General features: G+C 71.6%; 17 protein-coding genes. 12 read left to right on the forward strand and 5 right to left on the reverse strand.

Translation table 11 applies throughout. The features are described from left to right. Positions 1-357 carry a DUF1844 domain-containing protein gene (locus BFF78_RS33525; RefSeq protein WP_069781875.1) on the reverse strand — a complete coding sequence of 119 codons (357 nt, stop codon included), beginning with the start codon at positions 355-357 and terminating at the stop codon, positions 1-3. A 357-nt stretch (positions 358-714) separates the two neighbouring features. Here BFF78_RS33525 and infC point away from each other — a divergent pair, with 357 nt between their 5' ends. The 10 genes from infC (at position 715) to BFF78_RS33580 (ending at position 11,747) form a co-directional block, all read left to right on the forward strand. Then, positions 715-1,377, forward strand: coding sequence for a translation initiation factor IF-3 (infC, locus tag BFF78_RS33530; RefSeq protein WP_030654735.1), 663 nt, complete (start codon positions 715-717; stop codon positions 1,375-1,377). Between the two features lie 112 nt (positions 1,378-1,489). Continuing rightward, entirely contained in the window at positions 1,490-1,684 is a 195-nt protein-coding gene (gene rpmI, locus BFF78_RS33535; RefSeq protein WP_003977225.1) for a 50S ribosomal protein L35, read from the forward strand. Between the two features lie 106 nt (positions 1,685-1,790). Next, positions 1,791-2,174: a 50S ribosomal protein L20 gene (gene rplT, locus BFF78_RS33540; protein ID WP_028422957.1), complete on the forward strand. Its 384-nt coding sequence runs from the start codon at positions 1,791-1,793 to the stop codon at positions 2,172-2,174. A gap of 218 nt (positions 2,175-2,392) precedes the next feature. Beyond that, entirely contained in the window at positions 2,393-3,250 is an 858-nt protein-coding gene (locus tag BFF78_RS33550) for a TrmH family RNA methyltransferase (RefSeq protein ID WP_069781877.1), read from the forward strand. Between the two features lie 50 nt (positions 3,251-3,300). Then, complete coding sequence (locus BFF78_RS33555) at positions 3,301-4,443, forward strand: sensor histidine kinase (RefSeq protein ID WP_069781878.1); 1,143 nt, start codon at positions 3,301-3,303, stop codon at positions 4,441-4,443. Positions 4,444-4,592: 149 nt separating this feature from the next. Beyond that, positions 4,593-5,714, forward strand: a complete 1,122-nt coding sequence (gene pheS, locus BFF78_RS33560; RefSeq protein ID WP_069781879.1) for a phenylalanine--tRNA ligase subunit alpha — start codon at positions 4,593-4,595, stop codon at positions 5,712-5,714. Continuing rightward, positions 5,714-8,236 carry a phenylalanine--tRNA ligase subunit beta gene (gene pheT, locus BFF78_RS33565; protein WP_069781880.1) on the forward strand — a complete coding sequence of 841 codons (2,523 nt, stop codon included), beginning with the start codon at positions 5,714-5,716 and terminating at the stop codon, positions 8,234-8,236. Before pheS ends, pheT begins: the two co-directional genes overlap by 1 nt. Positions 8,237-8,473: 237 nt before the next feature. Beyond that, positions 8,474-9,571: a PP2C family protein-serine/threonine phosphatase gene (locus BFF78_RS33570; RefSeq protein WP_069781881.1), complete on the forward strand. Its 1,098-nt coding sequence runs from the start codon at positions 8,474-8,476 to the stop codon at positions 9,569-9,571. A gap of 233 nt (positions 9,572-9,804) precedes the next feature. Further along, complete coding sequence (locus BFF78_RS33575) at positions 9,805-11,145, forward strand: transcriptional regulator (protein WP_069781882.1); 1,341 nt, start codon at positions 9,805-9,807, stop codon at positions 11,143-11,145. Between the two features lie 65 nt (positions 11,146-11,210). Continuing rightward, positions 11,211-11,747 (forward strand): NUDIX hydrolase, encoded by a 537-nt coding sequence (locus BFF78_RS33580; protein WP_193433589.1) that lies wholly within the window; start codon positions 11,211-11,213, stop codon positions 11,745-11,747. Here BFF78_RS33580 and BFF78_RS33585 read toward each other — a convergent pair. Together BFF78_RS33585 and BFF78_RS33590 are read right to left on the reverse strand one after the other, a co-directional pair. Beyond that, positions 11,744-12,001, reverse strand: a complete 258-nt coding sequence (locus tag BFF78_RS33585; protein WP_069781884.1) for a hypothetical protein — start codon at positions 11,999-12,001, stop codon at positions 11,744-11,746. The genes BFF78_RS33580 and BFF78_RS33585 overlap by 4 nt on opposite strands. Before the next feature lie 192 nt (positions 12,002-12,193). Then, positions 12,194-13,069 (reverse strand): 3-hydroxybutyryl-CoA dehydrogenase, encoded by an 876-nt coding sequence (locus BFF78_RS33590; RefSeq protein WP_165289386.1) that lies wholly within the window; start codon positions 13,067-13,069, stop codon positions 12,194-12,196. A 171-nt stretch (positions 13,070-13,240) separates the two neighbouring features. Between BFF78_RS33590 and BFF78_RS33595 the strand changes: the two genes are divergently transcribed. Next, positions 13,241-14,467, forward strand: coding sequence for a glycoside hydrolase family 10-like protein (locus tag BFF78_RS33595; RefSeq protein ID WP_418346715.1), 1,227 nt, complete (start codon positions 13,241-13,243; stop codon positions 14,465-14,467). A gap of 1 nt (position 14,468) precedes the next feature. On the opposite strand, the gene BFF78_RS33600 is transcribed toward BFF78_RS33595, so the two are convergent. Beyond that, on the reverse strand, positions 14,469-14,666 hold the full coding sequence (locus BFF78_RS33600; RefSeq protein ID WP_069781885.1) for a DUF1918 domain-containing protein: 198 nt from the start codon (positions 14,664-14,666) through the stop codon (positions 14,469-14,471). Between the two features lie 18 nt (positions 14,667-14,684). Then, on the reverse strand, positions 14,685-15,596 hold the full coding sequence (locus BFF78_RS33605; protein ID WP_069781886.1) for a DMT family transporter: 912 nt from the start codon (positions 15,594-15,596) through the stop codon (positions 14,685-14,687). On the opposite strand from BFF78_RS33605, the gene BFF78_RS33610 reads away from it, so the two are divergent. Then, positions 15,595-17,052 carry an aminotransferase-like domain-containing protein gene (locus BFF78_RS33610; RefSeq protein ID WP_193433590.1) on the forward strand — a complete coding sequence of 486 codons (1,458 nt, stop codon included), beginning with the start codon at positions 15,595-15,597 and terminating at the stop codon, positions 17,050-17,052. The two genes, BFF78_RS33605 and BFF78_RS33610, sit on opposite strands and share 2 nt — an antisense overlap. Positions 17,053-17,094: the final 42 nt, after the last annotated feature.

Here is a 17,094-nt window from a genome sequence, read left to right on the forward strand (position 1 = left end):
CTAGCCGTAGACCGGGCCGGTGTACTTCTCGCCCGGCCCTTGGCCCGGCTCGTCCGGGACGATCGACGCCTCGCGGAACGCCAGCTGCAGCGACTTCAGGCCGTCGCGCAGCGGGGCCGCGTGGAAGGAGCTGATCTCGGTCGCGCTCGCGTCCAGCAGGCCGGCGAGCGCGGTGATCAGCTTGCGGGCCTCGTCCAGGTCCTTGTACTTCTCACCCTCCTCGCTCAGCCCGAGCTTCACGGCGGCGGCGCTCATCAGGTTGACGGCGACCGTCACGATCACCTCGACGGCGGGGACCTCGGCGATGTCCCGGGTCATCGCGTCGAAGTCGGGGTTCTCAGGAGGGGTGTCACTCATGCCCCACACGATAAGCGGTTCCGGATCACGGGTTCTCGATTAGGCCTTGTCAAGCGATCCTGCTAACCTGGTAGACGACCGGCCGGACATAGCCTTGCGAACAACAGGGCGCCCGGCCCACAAGTGGAGGCTCCGATCTCCCACCTGACCGTCCTCCGGGACGGCGGGTCACCCGGTCAGGCGGCCACCATCGTTCCGTACGGACGATGGAGTCGCCCGAAAGCGCGCCCCGCGGCATCGCGGCGGTGCTCCGGTAGTGCGTTGGAGCCCCGCCTGTGATCGTCCGGGGCATTTTTTGTGCTTCGGCGCGGTTAGGTCTTACGAAAAGAGACGTACGCGGCTGTCCGCCAGACAACCGTGTGGTGCTACCGAGGAGGATCCATCAGCGCCGAGCCCCGCATCAACGACCGGATTCGCGTTCCCGAGGTGCGACTTGTCGGTCCCAGTGGCGAGCAGGTCGGCATCGTGCCGCTCGCGAAGGCACTGGAGCTTGCGCAGGAGTACGACCTGGACCTGGTCGAGGTCGCGGCGAACGCCCGTCCGCCCGTGTGCAAGCTCATGGACTACGGGAAGTTCAAGTACGAGTCGGCCATGAAGGCCCGTGAGGCGCGCAAGAACCAGGCGCACACGGTCATCAAGGAGATGAAGCTCCGGCCGAAGATCGACCCGCACGACTATGACACCAAGAAGGGTCACGTCGTCCGGTTCCTCAAGCAGGGCGACAAGGTCAAGATCACGATCATGTTCCGTGGTCGCGAGCAGTCCCGGCCCGAGCTGGGCTACCGGCTGCTGCAGCGCCTCGCGGAGGATGTCCAGGACCTCGGTTTCGTCGAGTCGAACCCGAAGCAGGACGGCCGCAACATGATCATGGTCCTCGGTCCGCACAAGAAGAAGACCGAGGCGATGGCCGAGGCCCGTCAGGCGCAGGAGGCCCGCAAGGCCGAGGCGAAGGCGAACCCCGGTAAGTCGCAGAACCCTGCCGAGGCTGAGGCGCCGTCCGAGGAGCCTGCCGAGGCGTGATCCCGGGGGAGTCCACGTCCCCGAGGATGTAACCGATAGAAGAGCGACGCTCCACCGTGCCCGGTTTCACGACCGGGCACCGGAGCGCCACCGACGAGGAGATAACGGCGCTATGCCGAAGAACAAGTCGCACAGCGGTGCCAGCAAGCGCTTCAAGATCACCGGCTCCGGCAAGGTGCTCCGCGAGCGCGCCGGCAAGCGCCACCTGCTCGAGCACAAGTCGTCCCGCGTCACGCGTCGCCTCACCGGCAACGCCGAGATGGCCCCGGGCGACGCCGCGAAGATCAAGAAGCTTCTCGGCAAGTGACGTACCCGGCGCTCGTCAACCCCTGAGCGCCGTACGCCAAAACCGGGACCCAGCCGTTTCCGGGTCGTGTGAAGACCACCACGACCCCGCTACAAGGAGTTAACAAGTGGCACGCGTCAAGCGGGCAGTCAACGCCCACAAGAAGCGCCGGGCGATCCTCGAGCAGGCCTCCGGCTACCGCGGTCAGCGTTCGCGCCTGTACCGCAAGGCCAAGGAGCAGGTCACCCACTCGCTGGTCTACAACTACAACGACCGCAAGAAGCGCAAGGGCGACTTCCGTCAGCTGTGGATCCAGCGCATCAACGCCGCTGCCCGCGCCAACGGCATCACCTACAACCGCTTCATCCAGGGTCTGAAGGCCGCGAACATCGAGGTCGACCGCAAGATCCTGGCCGAGCTGGCGGTCAACGACGCGAGCGCGTTCGCCGCGCTCGTCGAGGTCGCGCAGAAGGCGCTGCCGTCGGACGTCAACGCGCCGAAGGCCGCGTGACGCTGCGCTGGCTCTAGGCCGACGTTCACTGGACCCGCAGGCTTCATGGCTTGCGGGTCCTGTTGTTGGCGTCCGCAAGGTGCTCGTTCGGCTGCGGGTGCGTGGGGCTGGCCGCGCCCGCGCGGCGGAGCCGCATATCGATACAGCCCCGCGCCCCTGACGGGGCGCTGCGGCCCGCCTGCGCCACAAACAGAACTCTCTTGAAGGTGAAGAAGAGGATGACCCCCGCTCCCGAGCCGATCTCCCCCCGGTCCGCCCGCGTCGCCGCCGCGCGGCGGCTGGCCAAGCGGAACTTCCGGGGCAAGGACCGGCTGTTTCTCGCGGAGGGGCCGCAGGCCGTCCGGGAGGCGGCCGGGCATCGGGTCGGCGGTACCCCGACACTCGTCGAAGTGTTCGCCACCGTCGAGGCCGCGGAGCGCTACGCCGACATCATCGGGGCCGCGCGGGACGCGGGCGCGCGGGTGCACCTGGCCTCCGAGGACGTCATCGCCGACATCTCCACCACCGTGACCCCGCAGGGTCTCGTCGGCGTATGCCGGTTCCTGGACACGCCCTTCGAGGAGATCCTCGCCGCCCGGCCCAAGCTCGTCGCCGTGCTCGCCCATGTGCGGGACCCCGGCAACGCCGGGACCGTGCTGCGGTGCGCCGACGCCGCGGGGGCCGAGGCCGTGATCCTCACCGACGCCTCCGTGGACCTGTACAACCCCAAGGCCGTACGCGCCTCCGTGGGCTCCCACTTCCATCTGCCCGTCGCCGTCGGCGTGCCCGTCGAGCGGGCCGTGGCCGGGCTCAGGGACACCGGCGTGCGGATCCTCGCCGCCGACGGGGCCGGGACCGACGATCTCGACGACGAGCTCGACAAGGGCACCATGGGCGGCCCCACCGCCTGGGTGTTCGGCAACGAGGCCTGGGGACTCCCGGAGGAGACCCGCGCCCTCGCCGACGCCGTCGTACGCGTCCCCATCCACGGAAAGGCCGAGAGCCTGAACCTCGCCACGGCCGCCGCCGTATGTCTCTACGCGTCGGCCCGTGCACAGCGCGCCTGCGGAGGGTGCCGCTCAGTCACCGAGAGCTAGTAGGGTGACCTGCCGGGGGCCCTGCGCCGTCTGAGAGGTGGGGTACGGGGATGAGTGTGGCCGGCACGAGCACCGCGCCGGGGGGACCGGAGGGACGGGACGCGCGCCGCACCGCCGCGTGCCGGTACGGCCGTCCCGCGGACCTCGACCCCGACCAGCTGCCCGACGGCCTCGTCATCGCCGACGAACACGGCCGCGTCGTCTGCTTCAACGCCGCCGCCGCCCGCATCACCGCCGTACGGCCCGCCGACGCCCTCGGCCAGCCCCTGGAGAAGGCGCTGCCGCTGGAGGACCTGGAGGGTCGCCGCTGGTGGCAGCTGACCGATCCCTACGGCGGGCTCGCGATCCGGGTGCGGCAGCCGGAGCGCAACCTGCTGCTGCCCGGCGGGCGGGAGGTGCTGGTCTGCGCCGGGTATGTGCGCGCCGAGCCGTTGGGGCCCGTCCGGCGGGTCGTGGTGTCCCTTCGGGACACCGAGGCCCGCCGCCGTACCGAGCGCAGCCACGCCGAGCTGATAGCGACGGTCGCCCATGAGCTGCGCTCACCCCTCACCTCCGTGAAGGGCTTCACCGCCACGCTCCTCGCCAAGTGGGCACGCTTCACCGACGACCAGAAGCGGCTGATGCTCGAGACCGTCGACGCCGACGCCGACCGGGTCACCCGGCTCATCGCCGAGCTGCTCGACATCTCGCGGATCGACTCCGGGCGGCTGGAGGTGCGCCGGCAGCCCGTCGACATCGGGGCCGCCGTCTCCCGGCACATCCAGGCCTACGTCGCCGCCGGCCAGCCCGCCGACCGCTTCCTGCTCCGCATCGAACAGCCGCTGCCCGGCCTGTGGGCCGACCCCGACAAGATCGACCAGGTGCTCAGCAACCTCATCGAAAATGCCGTGCGGCACGGCGAGGGAACCGTCACCATTGACGTCATGCCCTGCGCATCCCCGCGCGAGGGCGAGGAAACCGGCACGTCGGTCACGGTGAGCGACGAAGGGCCCGGCATCCCGGAGGAGTCCATGAACCGCGTCTTCACCCGCTTCTGGCGGGGCAGCAAGCGCGGCGGCACCGGCCTCGGGCTGTACATCGTCAAGGGCATCGTCGAGGCCCACGGCGGCACCATCACGGTCGGCCGCGCCCCCGGTGGCGGCGCCGAGTTCCGATTTACGTTGCCCGTGGGCGCACCGGCGTATCTCGCCTGACGAGAGCCGGAGCGGCCCGCGGGCGCATTCGCCCACCTCCACCCCGTTAGACTCGGCCTTTGGCACCTTTGTGTCCCGAAGACCATGACGCACTGTCCACGAGCCGGTGACGGGGACCATCCGCCAGCCAATCGGAAGTACGGGAAGAGATGTCGGCACCCAATAAGTCGTACGACCCTGTAGAGGTCGAGGCGTTGAAACCGGAAGAGATCGAGCGCATGCGGGACGAGGCGCTCGCCGCCTTCGCCGCCGCGGACTCCCTCGACGCGCTCCACGAGGCCAAGGTCGCCCACACCGGCCCCGCCTCCCCGCTGGCCCTCGCCAACCGCGAGATCGGCGCCCTGCCCCCGCACGCCAAGGCCGAGGCCGGCAAGCGCGTCGGCATGGCCCGCGGCGCCGTGAACAAGGCCCTCGCCGCCCGCCAGGCCGAGCTGGAGGCCGAGCGCGACGCCCGCGTGCTGGTGGAGGAGGACGTCGACGTCACGCTGCCGTACGACCGTGTCCCGGCCGGCGCCCGCCACCCCCTGACCACGCTGTCGGAGCGCATCGAGGACATCTTCGTGGCCATGGGCTACGAGGTCGCCGAGGGCCCGCAGGTCGAGGCGGAGTGGTTCAACTTCGACGCCCTGAACATCGGCCCGGACCACCCGGCCCGCGGCGAGGCCGACACCTTCTTCGTGCAGGGCCCGGACGGTGGCACCGAGTCCGGCGTCGTGCTGCGCACGCACACCTCGCCCGTGCAGATCCGCTCGCTGCTCGACCGTGAGCTGCCGGTCTACGTGATCTGCCCCGGCGTCGTCTACCGCACCGACGAGCTGGACGCCACCCACACCCCGGTCTTCCGCCAGGTCGAGCTGCTCGCCGTGGACGAGGGCCTGACCATGGCCGACCTCAAGGGCACCCTGGACCACATGGTCCAGTCCCTGTTCGGCGAGGGCATGAAGACCCGGCTGCGGCCGAACTTCTTCCCCTTCACCGAGCCGAGCGCCGAGATGGACATGCTCTGCTACGTCTGCAAGGGCGAGTCCGTCGGCAACCCCGACCGGCCCTGCCGCACCTGCTCGTCCGAGGGCTGGATCGAGCTCGGCGGCTGCGGCATGGTCAACCCGCGGGTGCTCACCGCCTGCGGCGTCGACCCGGAGAAGTACAGCGGCTTCGCCTTCGGGTTCGGCATCGAGCGGATGCTGATGTTCCGCCACAACGTCGAAGACATGCGAGACATGGTCGAGGGTGACGTCCGGTTCACCCGGCCGTTCGGGATGGAGATCTGATGCGGGTCCCGCTTTCTTGGCTGCGGGAGTACGTCGACCTGCCGGCGACGGAAACCGGCCGCGACGTCCAGGAGAAGCTCGTGTCGGCCGGCCTCGAGGTCGAGACCGTCGAGCAGCTCGGCGCCGACCTCAAGGGCCCGCTGGTCGTCGGCCAGGTGCTGACCATCGAGGAGCTGGAGGGCTTCAAGAAGCCGATCCGCTTCTGCACGGTCGACGTCGGCCAGGCCAACGGCACCGGCGAGCCCCAGGAGATCGTCTGCGGCGCCCGTAACTTCGTGGTCGGCGACAAGGTCGTGGTCGTGCTTCCGGGCGCGGTCCTGCCCGGCGGCTTCGCGATCGCCGCGCGCAAGACGTACGGCAAGACCTCCCACGGCATGATCTGCTCCACCGACGAGCTGGGCATGGGCGACGACGGCACCCACGGCATCATCGTGCTGCCGCCGGAGACCGAGGTCGGCAAGGACGCCATCGAGCTGCTGGAGCTGGTCGACGAGGTCCTGGACATCGCCGTCACCGCCAACCGGGGCGACTGCCTGTCCATCCGCGGCGTCGCCCGTGAGGCCGCGATCGCCTACGGCCTGCCGCTGCGCGACCCGGCCCTGATCGACGTACCGGCCCCGAACGCCTTCGGCTACCCCGTCCAGGTCTCCGACCCCCACGGCTGCGACCGCTTCACCGCCCGCACCGTCACCGGCCTGCGTCCCGAGGCCCGCTCCCCGATCTGGCTCCAGCGCCGGCTGCAGAAGGTCGGCATGCGCCCGATCTCGCTCGCCGTCGACGTCACGAACTACGTGATGATGGAGCTGGGCCAGCCGCTGCACGCCTACGACCGCAACCTGGTCCAGGGCACCATCGGCGTCCGGCGCGCGCAGGAGGGCGAGAAGCTCGTCACCCTCGACGGCGTCGAGCGCAAGCTGCACGCCGAGGACCTGGTCATCACCGACGACCGCGGCCCCATCGGCCTCGCCGGTGTGATGGGCGGCGCCAACACGGAGATCGCCGACCACGAGGTCACCGAGGACGGGGTGAACGGCACGACCGACGTGGTGATCGAGTCGGCCCACTTCAACGCCGTCTCCATCGCCCGCACGGCCCGCCGCCAGAAGCTGCTGTCGGAGGCGTCCCGCCGCTTCGAGCGCGGCGTCGACCCGCAGGCCGCCGCGGCTGCAGCGCAGCGCACCGTGGACCTGCTGGTGCTGCTCGCGGGCGGTACGGCGGAGGCGGGCGTCACCGAGGTCATCGCGCCCTCGGCGCCGCACACCATCACCATCCCGGCCGACCACCCGGACAAGGTCGCGGGCGTCGTCTACGGCCGTGAGACGGTCGTCCGCCGCCTCCAGGAGGTCGGCTGCGACGTCTACGGGCAGGACGAGCTGGTCGTCACCGTCCCGTCCTGGCGGCCCGACCTGGTCGACCCGAACGACCTCGCCGAAGAGGTCATCCGCCTGGAGGGCTACGAGAACCTGCCCTCCACGCTGCCCAAGCTCCCCTCGGGCCGCGGCCTGACCCACCGCCAGCGACTGCACCGCCGGGTCGGCCGAGCGCTGGCCGGCGCGGGCTACGTCGAGGCGCCGAGCTACCCCTTCGTCGGCGAGCAGGTCTTCGACCAGCTCGGCCTGGAGGCCGACGACCCGGCCCGCCGTGTCGTCAAGCTGGTCAACCCGCTCAGCGACGAGGAGCCCGCGCTGCGCACGGCGCTGCTGCCCGGTCTGCTCGGCGCCCTGCGGCGCAACAACGGCCGGGGCTCGCACGACCTGGCGCTGTTCGAGACCGGGCTGGTGTTCCACCCCCGCGACGAACAGCGCGTCGCCACGCACCTGCCCGTCGACCGGCGTCCCACCGACGAGGAGATCGCCGCCCTGAACGCCGCGCTGCCCGAGCAGCCGCGGCACGTGGCCGTCGTCCTCACGGGCGCGCGCGAGCAGGCCGGCTGGTGGGGCGAGGGCCGTCCGGCGGGCTGGTCCGACGCGATCGACGCCGCGCGTGCGGTCGCCCGCGAAGCCGGTGCCGAACTGCTCGTCCGCAAGGGCCAGTACGGGCCGTGGCACCCGGGCCGCTGCGCCGAGCTGGCGGTCGTCGCCGACGGCACGGAGCGGGTCGTGGGCCATGCGGGAGAACTGCACCCGCGGGTGCTGAAGGCCCTGGGTCTGCCCGAGCGCACCTGTGCGATGGAGCTGAACCTGGACGCCCTGGAGGCGGTGGGTGACGGCGTCCCGCGGGCGCCGCGGATCTCCACCTTCCCGGTGGCCACGCAGGACGTCGCCCTCGTCGTCGACAAGCCGGTCCCCTCCGGGGAGGTCGAGGCGGCGCTGCGCGAGGGTGCGGGTGAACTCCTCGAGTCCATCCGGCTGTTCGATGTGTACGAGAACGCCGAGCAGCTGGGCGAGGGCAAGAAGTCGCTGGCGTATGCGCTGCGGTTCCGCGCCGCCGATCGCACGCTGACCGTGGATGAGGCTTCGGCTGCCAGGGATGCGGCCGTCGCCCTTGCCGGTGAGCGGACCGGGGCGGCCCTGCGGGGCTAGTTCGCCTACTCGGCGGGCAGCCGCGCTTGTCCGACGGAGTCCCGCGTCCCCTTGGGGCGCGGGACTCCGACGTCCGGTCAACCTGCATAAATGCAGGTTGACCGGCGTCTGGCTCACTCATTCGAGTGGCAACGGGTGGTGACGTAGCCCATCCCAGCCATGGCGTCGACAGAATCGGACCGGCCTTTCGGGGTCGGTCCGTCTGCTCTGTCAGGGCCCACTTGGGGGACCAGAGGCATGATCCGCATCAAGGCACGGGCACCCACCGTTCGGGGAGCCGCACTGCCCACGCTCTGGGGAGCCGTGGCGGTCGTCTACAAGTTCGGGTGCCCGCTCGCCCAGCAGAACGGGCTCGGGCCGCGCATCGTCACCAGCGCCGTGTTCTTCGCCGTCGGCACCGGGCTCATCTTCCATGTCCGCCGAGCGCTGCTGCGTGAGCTGAGGCAGGCCCGCCGGGTGGCGCGGGCCGCGCAGAGCGTCGTACTGCGTCCGCTGCCGCCACGCCTCGACGGGCTGAATCTCGCCGCCGCCCAGCTGTCCGCGGACCGGGGCGCCACCGTCGGCGGCGACCTGTACGAGGCGATCGCCACCGAACACGGGGTGCGGGTGGTGATGGGAGACGTACGCGGGCACGGTCTGGCCGCCCTCGGCACCGTCGCCGCCGTCCTCGGCAGCTTCCGCGAGGCCGCCCACGACGAGCCCGAACTGGGCGGAGTGCTGCGCCGGCTGGAGCGTGCCCTCGCCCGGCACCTGCGCGAACGCGCCCGCGCCGAACACCCCGCGCACGGCAGCCCGGAACCCGATCACCCGGTCGCCGAGGAGTTCGTCACCGTCCTGCTCCTGGAGATCGACCGGGACGGCGCGCTGCGCGCCCTCAACTGCGGTCACCCGTGGCCGTATCGGATCAGCGGGCCGAGTGTGGAACCGCTGACCCGTCTCGAACCGCTCCCGCCGCTGGGCCCCTTCCCGCTCCCCGCCGAGCTGGACACGCAGTCCTGCGGTGAGCTGGTGCCGGGCGAGTACCTGGTCCTGTTCACCGACGGCGTGGAGGACGCGAGGGACAGCCAGGGCCGGTTCTTCTCGCTGCCGACGACGCTGAGCGACGCCGTAGGGGACTGCCCCGTCTCCGCGCAGACCGTCCTGCGCACGCTTTTCACCGCGCTCCTGCACCACACGGGCGGCAAACCCGCGGACGACATAGCCGTACTGGTGCTGCGCAACGACCGGAGCAGGGCGGGCTCCCACCTCCTGAGGACGCGGGACGGTGACACCTGCGGCTCCGCCGCGCGGGCGTGCCCGGCCACGGACAACCCGCAGCCGACGACGCACCGCTAGCCGCCCCGGCCGTCGCCGGCCCAAGCGCCGGAGGCAGCCGCCGGGGGCCAAGCCGCCGCTTTTCGAGGGGGAGCCGGCGGCTTGGCCGGCCTCTTGCGAGGATTCCCAGTAAATCGGTACCGCCACGCTGTGCGACAGCGTGCGTACGCTGCGGATGCGGGCACTCCGTTCACACCCCGTGCGAAGGCGGAGCCACTACGCTGAGCCGCACCAGGCCACTTGGGGGGCATCCCATGCAGCCCAACACTCTGCTCGACGCGATCCTGGACGAGGCGGGGATCTCGCACGCCGGTCTCGCCGCCCATGTCAACCAGGCGGGCCGCAGACGGGGCCTCGCGCTCCGGTACGAACACACCGCCGTGGCACGGTGGCTGAAGGGCCAGCGACCGCGCGGCCAGGTGCCCGACCTGATCTGTGAGGTGCTCGCCGCCCGCCTCCACCGACCCGTCACCCTCGACGACATCGGCCTGGGCGTGCCCGGCGAGCCCAGCACCCCGCACGTCGGCTCGCTGAACGGCTTCGTGGAGCGGGCGACCGCCCTGTGGCGCTCCGACGAACAGCAGCGGCCGCATGTGCTGGGCGCCCCCGCCGTCACCGGCACCCCGGCCGTCATGCCGGTGTGGGAGTGGGAGAACCCGCCCGAGGACGTCGATGTCTCCCGCGGCGGCCGGCACCGGGTCACCGCGGCCGACATCGAGATGCTCCGGGCCGCGCGGACGCACTACGAGCAGATGTACCGCAAGGCCGGCGGCATCGCGACCCGCACCCGGATCGTGGGCTTCCTCAACGCCGAGGCGGCGCCGCTGCTGCGCGGCAGCTACACCGACGCCACCGGACGCCAACTGCACCGGGCCACCGGCGGGCTGGTGGCGATCGCGGGCATCTGTGCGTACGACTCCGATGCGCACGGTCTCGCACAGCGCTACTTCCACCAGGCGCTCAGACTGGCAAAGGCCAGCGGGGACCGGGGTCTTGGGGCATACGTCATAGCTCTGCTGGTCAACCAGTCGCTGTTCATGCGGGAGTACCGGCAGGCCGTCGCCTTCGCCGAGGCCGCGCTGCGGGCCGCCGGCAAGCACATCACCCCGGCCCTCGCCTCCGACCTCTACGCGATGCAGGCCAAGGCGTACGCCCATCTCGGCGACTCCGCCAGCGCCCTGTCCTGCATCCGGCGCGCGGAGACGGCAAGCGAGCGGATCCGGCGCGGATACGAACCCGACGAGACCGGCTATGTCCAGCCGGGCCTGGTCAATGTGCAGGTGGCCGAGGCGCTGCTGAGCCTCGGCGAGCTGGCCGCCGCGGGGGAGCACGCGGCGGCGGCCGTCGACAACCCCGCCCACGACCGGGGGCGGGTGCACCGGCTGGCCATGCTCAGCACCATCGAGCTGCGCCAGGGCAACGCCGACAAGGCCGTGGCCACCGCCGTGCAGATGGCCGAGCAGGCACGCGGCATGGAGTCCCAGCGGCTGCGCGACAGACTCCGCGCGGTACGCGAACACCTGGTGCGCTGTGGCTCGGCCGGCACCGCCGAGGCCGCCGAACTCATCGACGGGGCACTGCGCGTACCGCTGTAGGTCCTCTGTAGGTGCACCGTCCCTGCTGCGATATTGCCACTTACTCGGCGGAAGGTGGCAGAACCGTGCAGTGGACGAAACAGAGCGAACAAACTGTGTATGAAAACCGCTGGTTCAGCGTCAATCTCGCTGATGTCGAGCTGCCGGACGGCCGGCACCTCGACCACTTCCTCATCCGGCTGCGGCCCGTGGCCGTGGCCACCGTGGTCAACGAGGCGAACGAGGTGCTGCTGCTGTGGCGGCACCGGTTCATCACCGACAGCTGGGGGTGGGAACTGGCCGCGGGCGTCGTCGAGGACGGCGAGGACATAGCGAGCGCGGCCGCCAGGGAACTGGAGGAGGAGACCGGCTGGCGGCCGGGGCCCCTGCACCACCTCATGAGCGTGGAGCCGTCCAACGGCCTCACCGACGCCCGGCACCACATCTACTGGTCCGACCGGGGCGAGTACCTCGGGCATCCCGTGGACGACTTCGAGTCGGACCGCCGGGAATGGGTCCCGCTCAAACTCGTTCCCGACCTGATCGCCCGTGGGGAGGTCCCGGCCGCCAACATGGCGGCCGCGTTACTCCTGCTGCACCACCTCAGGCTCGCCGAAGGCTAGCGGGCCAGTGCCTGCCAGACCGTCACGACAAGCGCTCCGAGGGCCGTGAGCGCGGCGAGTGACGGCAAGGGCCAGCGTGCGTGTTCCAGGGCGATCATCCGGGAGTTCAGCTCGTCCACTTCCTTGGCGGTCTCCTTGGTGCGGTGACTGAGCAGCGCCAGCCCTCCCTCGACGCGGGCGTACGCGACGTCGAGGCGGCGACGTAACTCTGCGAGTTCCTCCTGGACCACGGAATGATCGGAATCGGTGGTCACGTTGCATTCCTCTCTGTGGCCGAATGTGGTCCTCCACATCCGTTGCATGGGCATGAAGAGTGAACTCGCCTGGTGGGCGCATGGGGAGCGTGTGCGATGGGCATATGCGTGCCCGGCGCGCACACGGTGTGTGAAATGAATGGGCCCGGCACCGAGTGCGGTGCCGGGCCCGTAAGGCGTAGCTCTGTGTGATCAGCCGTAGGTATAGAAGCCGGAGCCGGTCTTCCGGCCCAGCCGGCCCGCCTCGACCATGCGCTGCAGCAGCGGGGGAGCGGCGTACAGCGGCTCCTTGTACTCGGCGTACATGGAGTTGGCGATGGAGACGATGGTGTCCAGGCCGATCAGGTCGGACAGCTTCAGCGGGCCCATCGGGTGGGCGCAGCCCATCTCCATGCCGTTGTCGATGTCCTCGCGGCTCGCGATGCCCGACTCGAACATCCGGATCGCGGAGAGCAGATAGGGCACGAGCAGCGCGTTCACCACGAAGCCGGAGCGGTCCTGGGCGCGGATGGCGTGCTTGCCGAGCATCTTCTCGGCGAACACCTGGGCGCGGCCGAGGGTGCCCTCGGAGGTGGTGAGCGCCGGGATCAGCTCGACCAGCTGCTGCACCGGGGCGGGGTTGAAGAAGTGGATGCCGACCACGTGGTCCGGGCGGGAGGTGGCGACCGCCAGCTTCACCAGCGGGATCGAGGAGGTGTTGGAGGCGAGGATCGCGTCCGGGCGGGTCACCACCTGGTCGAGCACCTGGAAGATCTCCGTCTTCACCGCCTCGCTCTCCACGACGGCCTCGATCACCAGGTCGCGGTCGGCGAACTCGCCGAGGTCCGTGGTGAAGCTCAGCCGCGCCTGCGTGGCGTCCCGCTCCTCCTCGGTGATCTTCCCGCGCTCGGCGGCCCTGGCCAGGGAGTTGAGCAGCCGGGTACGGCCGATCTCCAAGGCGTCGCCGGTGGTCTCGGCGACCCTCACGTCCAGTCCCGCGCGGGCGCACACCTCGGCGATGCCCGCGCCCATCTGGCCGCAGCCCACGACTCCGACGCGCGCAATATCTCCCGATGGGAAGCCTGTCACATCGACCCCTTCGCTGGTTCTCCGGCTCGCTGGCAGGACCTCCGGGTTCGGCGCCTGCTCCGATCGTGCACGTTACCGCCAAGTATCGATGATCGATCGTCCGGGTGGGTGCATCCTTGGGCGCGAAACGATCCGTGACGGAGCGGATCCGGAGCGTAGGGGGTGGTGCGGGTGGCGCACCTGGCACGGCGGGCCTTCACTCTGGCGGCCCTGTCGACGTTGGTCACGGCGCCCGGTACGGCCGCGGCAGCGGGCCGGCGGCCCCGTGCGACCGCCGAGATGCGGGGCGTGTGGCTCGCCACCGTGTCCAACCGGGACTGGCCCTCCCGCCCCGGGCTCACGGCCGCCGCACAGCGCGAGGAACTGATCGCCCATCTCGACAAGGCGGCCCGCGACCGGCTCAACACGGTGATCTTCCAGGTACGGCCCACCGCCGACGCCCTGTGGCCGTCACCGTACGAGCCCTGGTCCGAGTACCTCACCGGCACCCAGGGCCACAGCCCCGGCTGGGACCCGCTGGGCACCGCGGTGCAGGAGGCCCACGCCCGCGGCCTGGAACTGCACGCCTGGTTCAACCCGTACCGGATCGCGAACCACACCGACCCCGGCCGGCTCGCCCCCGCACACCCGGCCCGCGAGCACCCCGACTGGGTGGTGCCCTACGGCGGGCGGCTCTACTACAACCCCGGCCTGCCCCAGGTGCGTGCCTTCGTCCAGCGGGCGATCCTCGACGCGGTCGCCCGTTACCCCGTCGACGCCGTCCACTTCGACGACTACTTCTACCCGTATCCGGTCGCCGGGCAGACCTTCGACGACGATGACGCCTACGACCGCTACGGCGGCGACTTCCCCGGCCGGGCCGCCTGGCGGCGGGACAACATCGACAGGCTGGTGCAGGAGACGGCCGCCGGCATCAAGCGGGTGCGGCCCGGCACCCGGTTCGGGATCAGCCCCTTCGGGGTATGGCGCAACGCCTCGACCGACCCGCGCGGCTCGGACACCCGGGCGGGCGTGCAGACGTACGACGACCTGTACGCGGACACCCGTACCTGGGTGCGCAGCCACTGGATCGACTACGTCGTCCCGCAGCTGTACTGGCACATCGGCTTCGGTGCCGCCGACTACGCGAAGCTGGTCGACTGGTGGGCGGCGGTAGCCGAGGGTACCGGGACACACCTGTACATCGGCGAGGCCCTGTACAAGGCGGGGGCGGCCGGGCAGCCCTCGGCCTGGCAGGACCCGGTCGAGCTGTCCCGGCACCTCACCCTTGCCGCCCGTCACCCGCAGGTCCACGGGCATGTGTTCTTCGCCGCCAAGGACGTGGCGGCGGACCCGATCGGGGCGATGTCACGCGTGATCGCCGACCACTACGGGCGGTCGGCGAAGCCGCCGCGGTGAGCTACCGCTGGTGCTCCTTCCGGTGATCCACCAGGCAGTCGGGCCCCGGCGACATGATCGTCTCGTGCCCGTCCTCGGCTCGGACGCGATAGGGCGGGTTCCCCTCGGGACCGAGTACTTCGACGACTTCTACGACATGGTCGTGCTCGCCGACCACCCTGCCGTGCCGGACCAGCTTGTCGCCTTTTTTGGCACGCATGTCAGGCTCTCCTCACGCTCACGACCGCTGTGTGACGGCGATGCACACAAGCACGGCGACAGCGGTCACGGGAGCGGCCGCCGTGAAGTGCTCGCCGAGCAGCAGCGCCGACCACACCAGTGTGAGCAGCGGCTGAGCCAACTGCAACTGGCTGGCACGAGGGATGCCGATCGTGGCCATCCCCCGGTACCAGACGACCAGGCCGAGGAACTGCGAGCCCAGCGCCACCCACAGCAGGCCGGCGATGCCGTGCCCGGTGAGCCGGACGGGCTCGGACGTCAGGGCCACCGCGGCGGCGGGCACGCTCAGCGGCAGACACAGCACCAGGGCCCAGCCGATCACCTGCCAGCCCGGCATGACCCGGGCCAGCCGGCCGCCCTCGGTGTAGCCGGCCGCGCACACCAGCAGGGCCGCGAACAGATAGCCGTCGGCGGCCGTGAGCGCGCCCCCGCTCTGGGCGACGGTGAAGGCGACCACGGCCGCGGCCCCCGCCAGCGCGGCCAGCCAGAACCGGCGCGAGGGACGGCTGCCGGTGCGCAGGGCCGAGAGCACGGCGGTGGTCAGCGGCAGCAGGCCCACCACGACGGCGGCGTGCGCGGTGGTGGAGGTCTGCAGGGCGAGCGTGGTCAGCATCGGGAAGCCGAGCACGACACCGGCGGCGACGACCGCGAGACCCGGCAGATGCCGGCGCTCCGGCAGCGGAACGCGCAGGAAGAGCAGACAGCCGCCCGCGACGAGCGCGGCGAGGACACTGCGCACGGCCACCAGCGACCAGGGGCCGAAGCCCTCCAGGCCCCAGGCGGTGGCCGGGAAGGTCAGGGAGAAGGCGGCGACGCCCAGGGCGGCCAGGCCGGTGCCGAGGCCGCGGCGCTCGCGATGGGTGGTGACCGCTATCGGGCTCGGGGCAGTAGCGCTACTCTGTGTTCTCATGCACCAGCGTAGCAGCGTGAGTGAACTGGCAGAACAGCTCAGGCGGGACCTCGACCGCTACTCTCCGGGTGGAAAGCTCCCGTCGAGCCGGGAGCTGGTCGAGCGCTTCCGGGTGAGTCCGGTGACCGTCTCGCGTGCCCTGGCCCAGCTGGCCGCCGAGGGGCTGGTGGTGACCCGGCCCGGAGCCGGTGCCTTCCGGGCCCGGCCGCGCGCGACGCAGAGCCCGGCCGGGGACACCTCCTGGCAGGAGGTCGCGCTGAGCGCCGACGGCGCCGCCGAGCTCGTACCGCGCACGGTCGACGCCTCTGGGGTCACGGTCTCGCTGGCCGCGCCCCCGCCCGGCGTGCTGGAGTTCAACGGCGGCTATCTGCATCCCTCGCTCCAGCCCGAGCGGGCCATGGCCGCGGCCCTCGCGCGGGCCGGGCGGCGGCCGGGCGCCTGGGCAAGGCCGCCGCTGGAGGGGCTGCCGGAGCTGCGGGAGTGGTTCGCGCGCGGCATCGGCGGGGGCGTCACCGCGGCCGAGGTGCTGATCGCGGCCGGCGGCCAGTCCGCGCTGGCCACCGCCCTGCGCGCGCTCGCCCAGCCCGGCGCCCCGGTCCTGGTGGAGTCGCCCACCTATCCCGGCATGCTGGCCCTCGCCCGCGCCGCGGGGCTGCGCCCGGTCCCGGTGCCCGTCGACCCCGACGGCGTACGCCCCGAGCTGCTCGCCGACGCCTTCCGGGCCAGTGGCGCCCGGGTGTTCGTCTGCCAGCCGCTCTTCCAGAACCCGACCGGCGCCGTGCTGGCCCCCGACCGGCGCGCCGAGGTGCTGCGCATCGCCCGCGAGGCCGGCGCCTTCGTCATCGAGGACGACTTCGTACGGCGCCTCGTGCACGCCGACGCGGGCCCGCTCCCCCGCCCGCTGGCCGCCGACGACCCGGACGGCGTGGTCGTGCACGTCGGCTCGCTGACCAAGGCGACCTCGCCCAGCTTCCGGGTGTGCGCCCTGGCCGCGCGCGGTCCGGTGCTGGAGCGGCTGCGCGCCATCCAGGTCGTGGACACCTTCTTCGTCCCCCGGCCGCTGCAGGAGGCGGCCCTGGAACTGGTCGGCTCTCCTGCCTGGCCCCGCCATCTGCGGGCGCTGTCGGCCGAGTTGCAGGCCCGCCGCGACGCCATGACGGCCGCGCTCGCCCTGCACCTGCCCGAGCCCGCCCTGCCGCACATCCCCTCCGGCGGCTACCACCTCTGGCTGCGCCTCCCCGACGGCACCGAGGAATCCGCCCTCACCGCGGCCGCCCTCCGCGCGGGCGTCGCCCTCACCCCCGGCCGCCCCTACTTCAGCGCCGAACCCCCCGCCGCCCACCTCCGCCTGAGCTTCGCCGCGGTCGCCGGCACCGGGGAGATCGCGGAGGGGGTACGGCGGCTGCGGGCGGCCTGTGACGAGGTCTCCGGGTCGCAGCAGGCCCGCCGCCACTGACGACGCCCTTCCCCAGCCGGCACCCCTTCGAGTAAGCGGTTG

Origin of the sequence: Streptomyces fodineus (assembly GCF_001735805.1) — a bacterium.
GTDB classification, from domain to species: Bacteria; Actinomycetota; Actinomycetes; order Streptomycetales; family Streptomycetaceae; genus Streptomyces; species Streptomyces fodineus.

What these genes read in the sequence shown, in the direction of transcription:
- BFF78_RS33550 (WP_069781877.1), top strand. Translation starts at nt 2,393, where the DNA reads ATGACCCCCGCTCCCGAGCCGATCTCCCCCCGGTCCGCCCGCGTCGCC.
- BFF78_RS33570 (WP_069781881.1), top strand. Translation starts at nt 8,474, where the DNA reads ATGATCCGCATCAAGGCACGGGCACCCACCGTTCGGGGAGCCGCACTG.
- pheT (WP_069781880.1), top strand. Translation starts at nt 5,714, where the DNA reads ATGCGGGTCCCGCTTTCTTGGCTGCGGGAGTACGTCGACCTGCCGGCG.
- BFF78_RS33605 (WP_069781886.1), bottom strand. Translation starts at nt 15,596, where the DNA reads ATGAGAACACAGAGTAGCGCTACTGCCCCGAGCCCGATAGCGGTCACC.
- BFF78_RS33525 (WP_069781875.1), bottom strand. Translation starts at nt 357, where the DNA reads ATGAGTGACACCCCTCCTGAGAACCCCGACTTCGACGCGATGACCCGG.
- rpmI (WP_003977225.1), top strand. Translation starts at nt 1,490, where the DNA reads ATGCCGAAGAACAAGTCGCACAGCGGTGCCAGCAAGCGCTTCAAGATC.
- pheS (WP_069781879.1), top strand. Translation starts at nt 4,593, where the DNA reads ATGTCGGCACCCAATAAGTCGTACGACCCTGTAGAGGTCGAGGCGTTG.
- BFF78_RS33555 (WP_069781878.1), top strand. Translation starts at nt 3,301, where the DNA reads ATGAGTGTGGCCGGCACGAGCACCGCGCCGGGGGGACCGGAGGGACGG.
- BFF78_RS33610 (WP_193433590.1), top strand. Translation starts at nt 15,595, where the DNA reads ATGCACCAGCGTAGCAGCGTGAGTGAACTGGCAGAACAGCTCAGGCGG.
- BFF78_RS33575 (WP_069781882.1), top strand. Translation starts at nt 9,805, where the DNA reads ATGCAGCCCAACACTCTGCTCGACGCGATCCTGGACGAGGCGGGGATC.
- BFF78_RS33600 (WP_069781885.1), bottom strand. Translation starts at nt 14,666, where the DNA reads ATGCGTGCCAAAAAAGGCGACAAGCTGGTCCGGCACGGCAGGGTGGTC.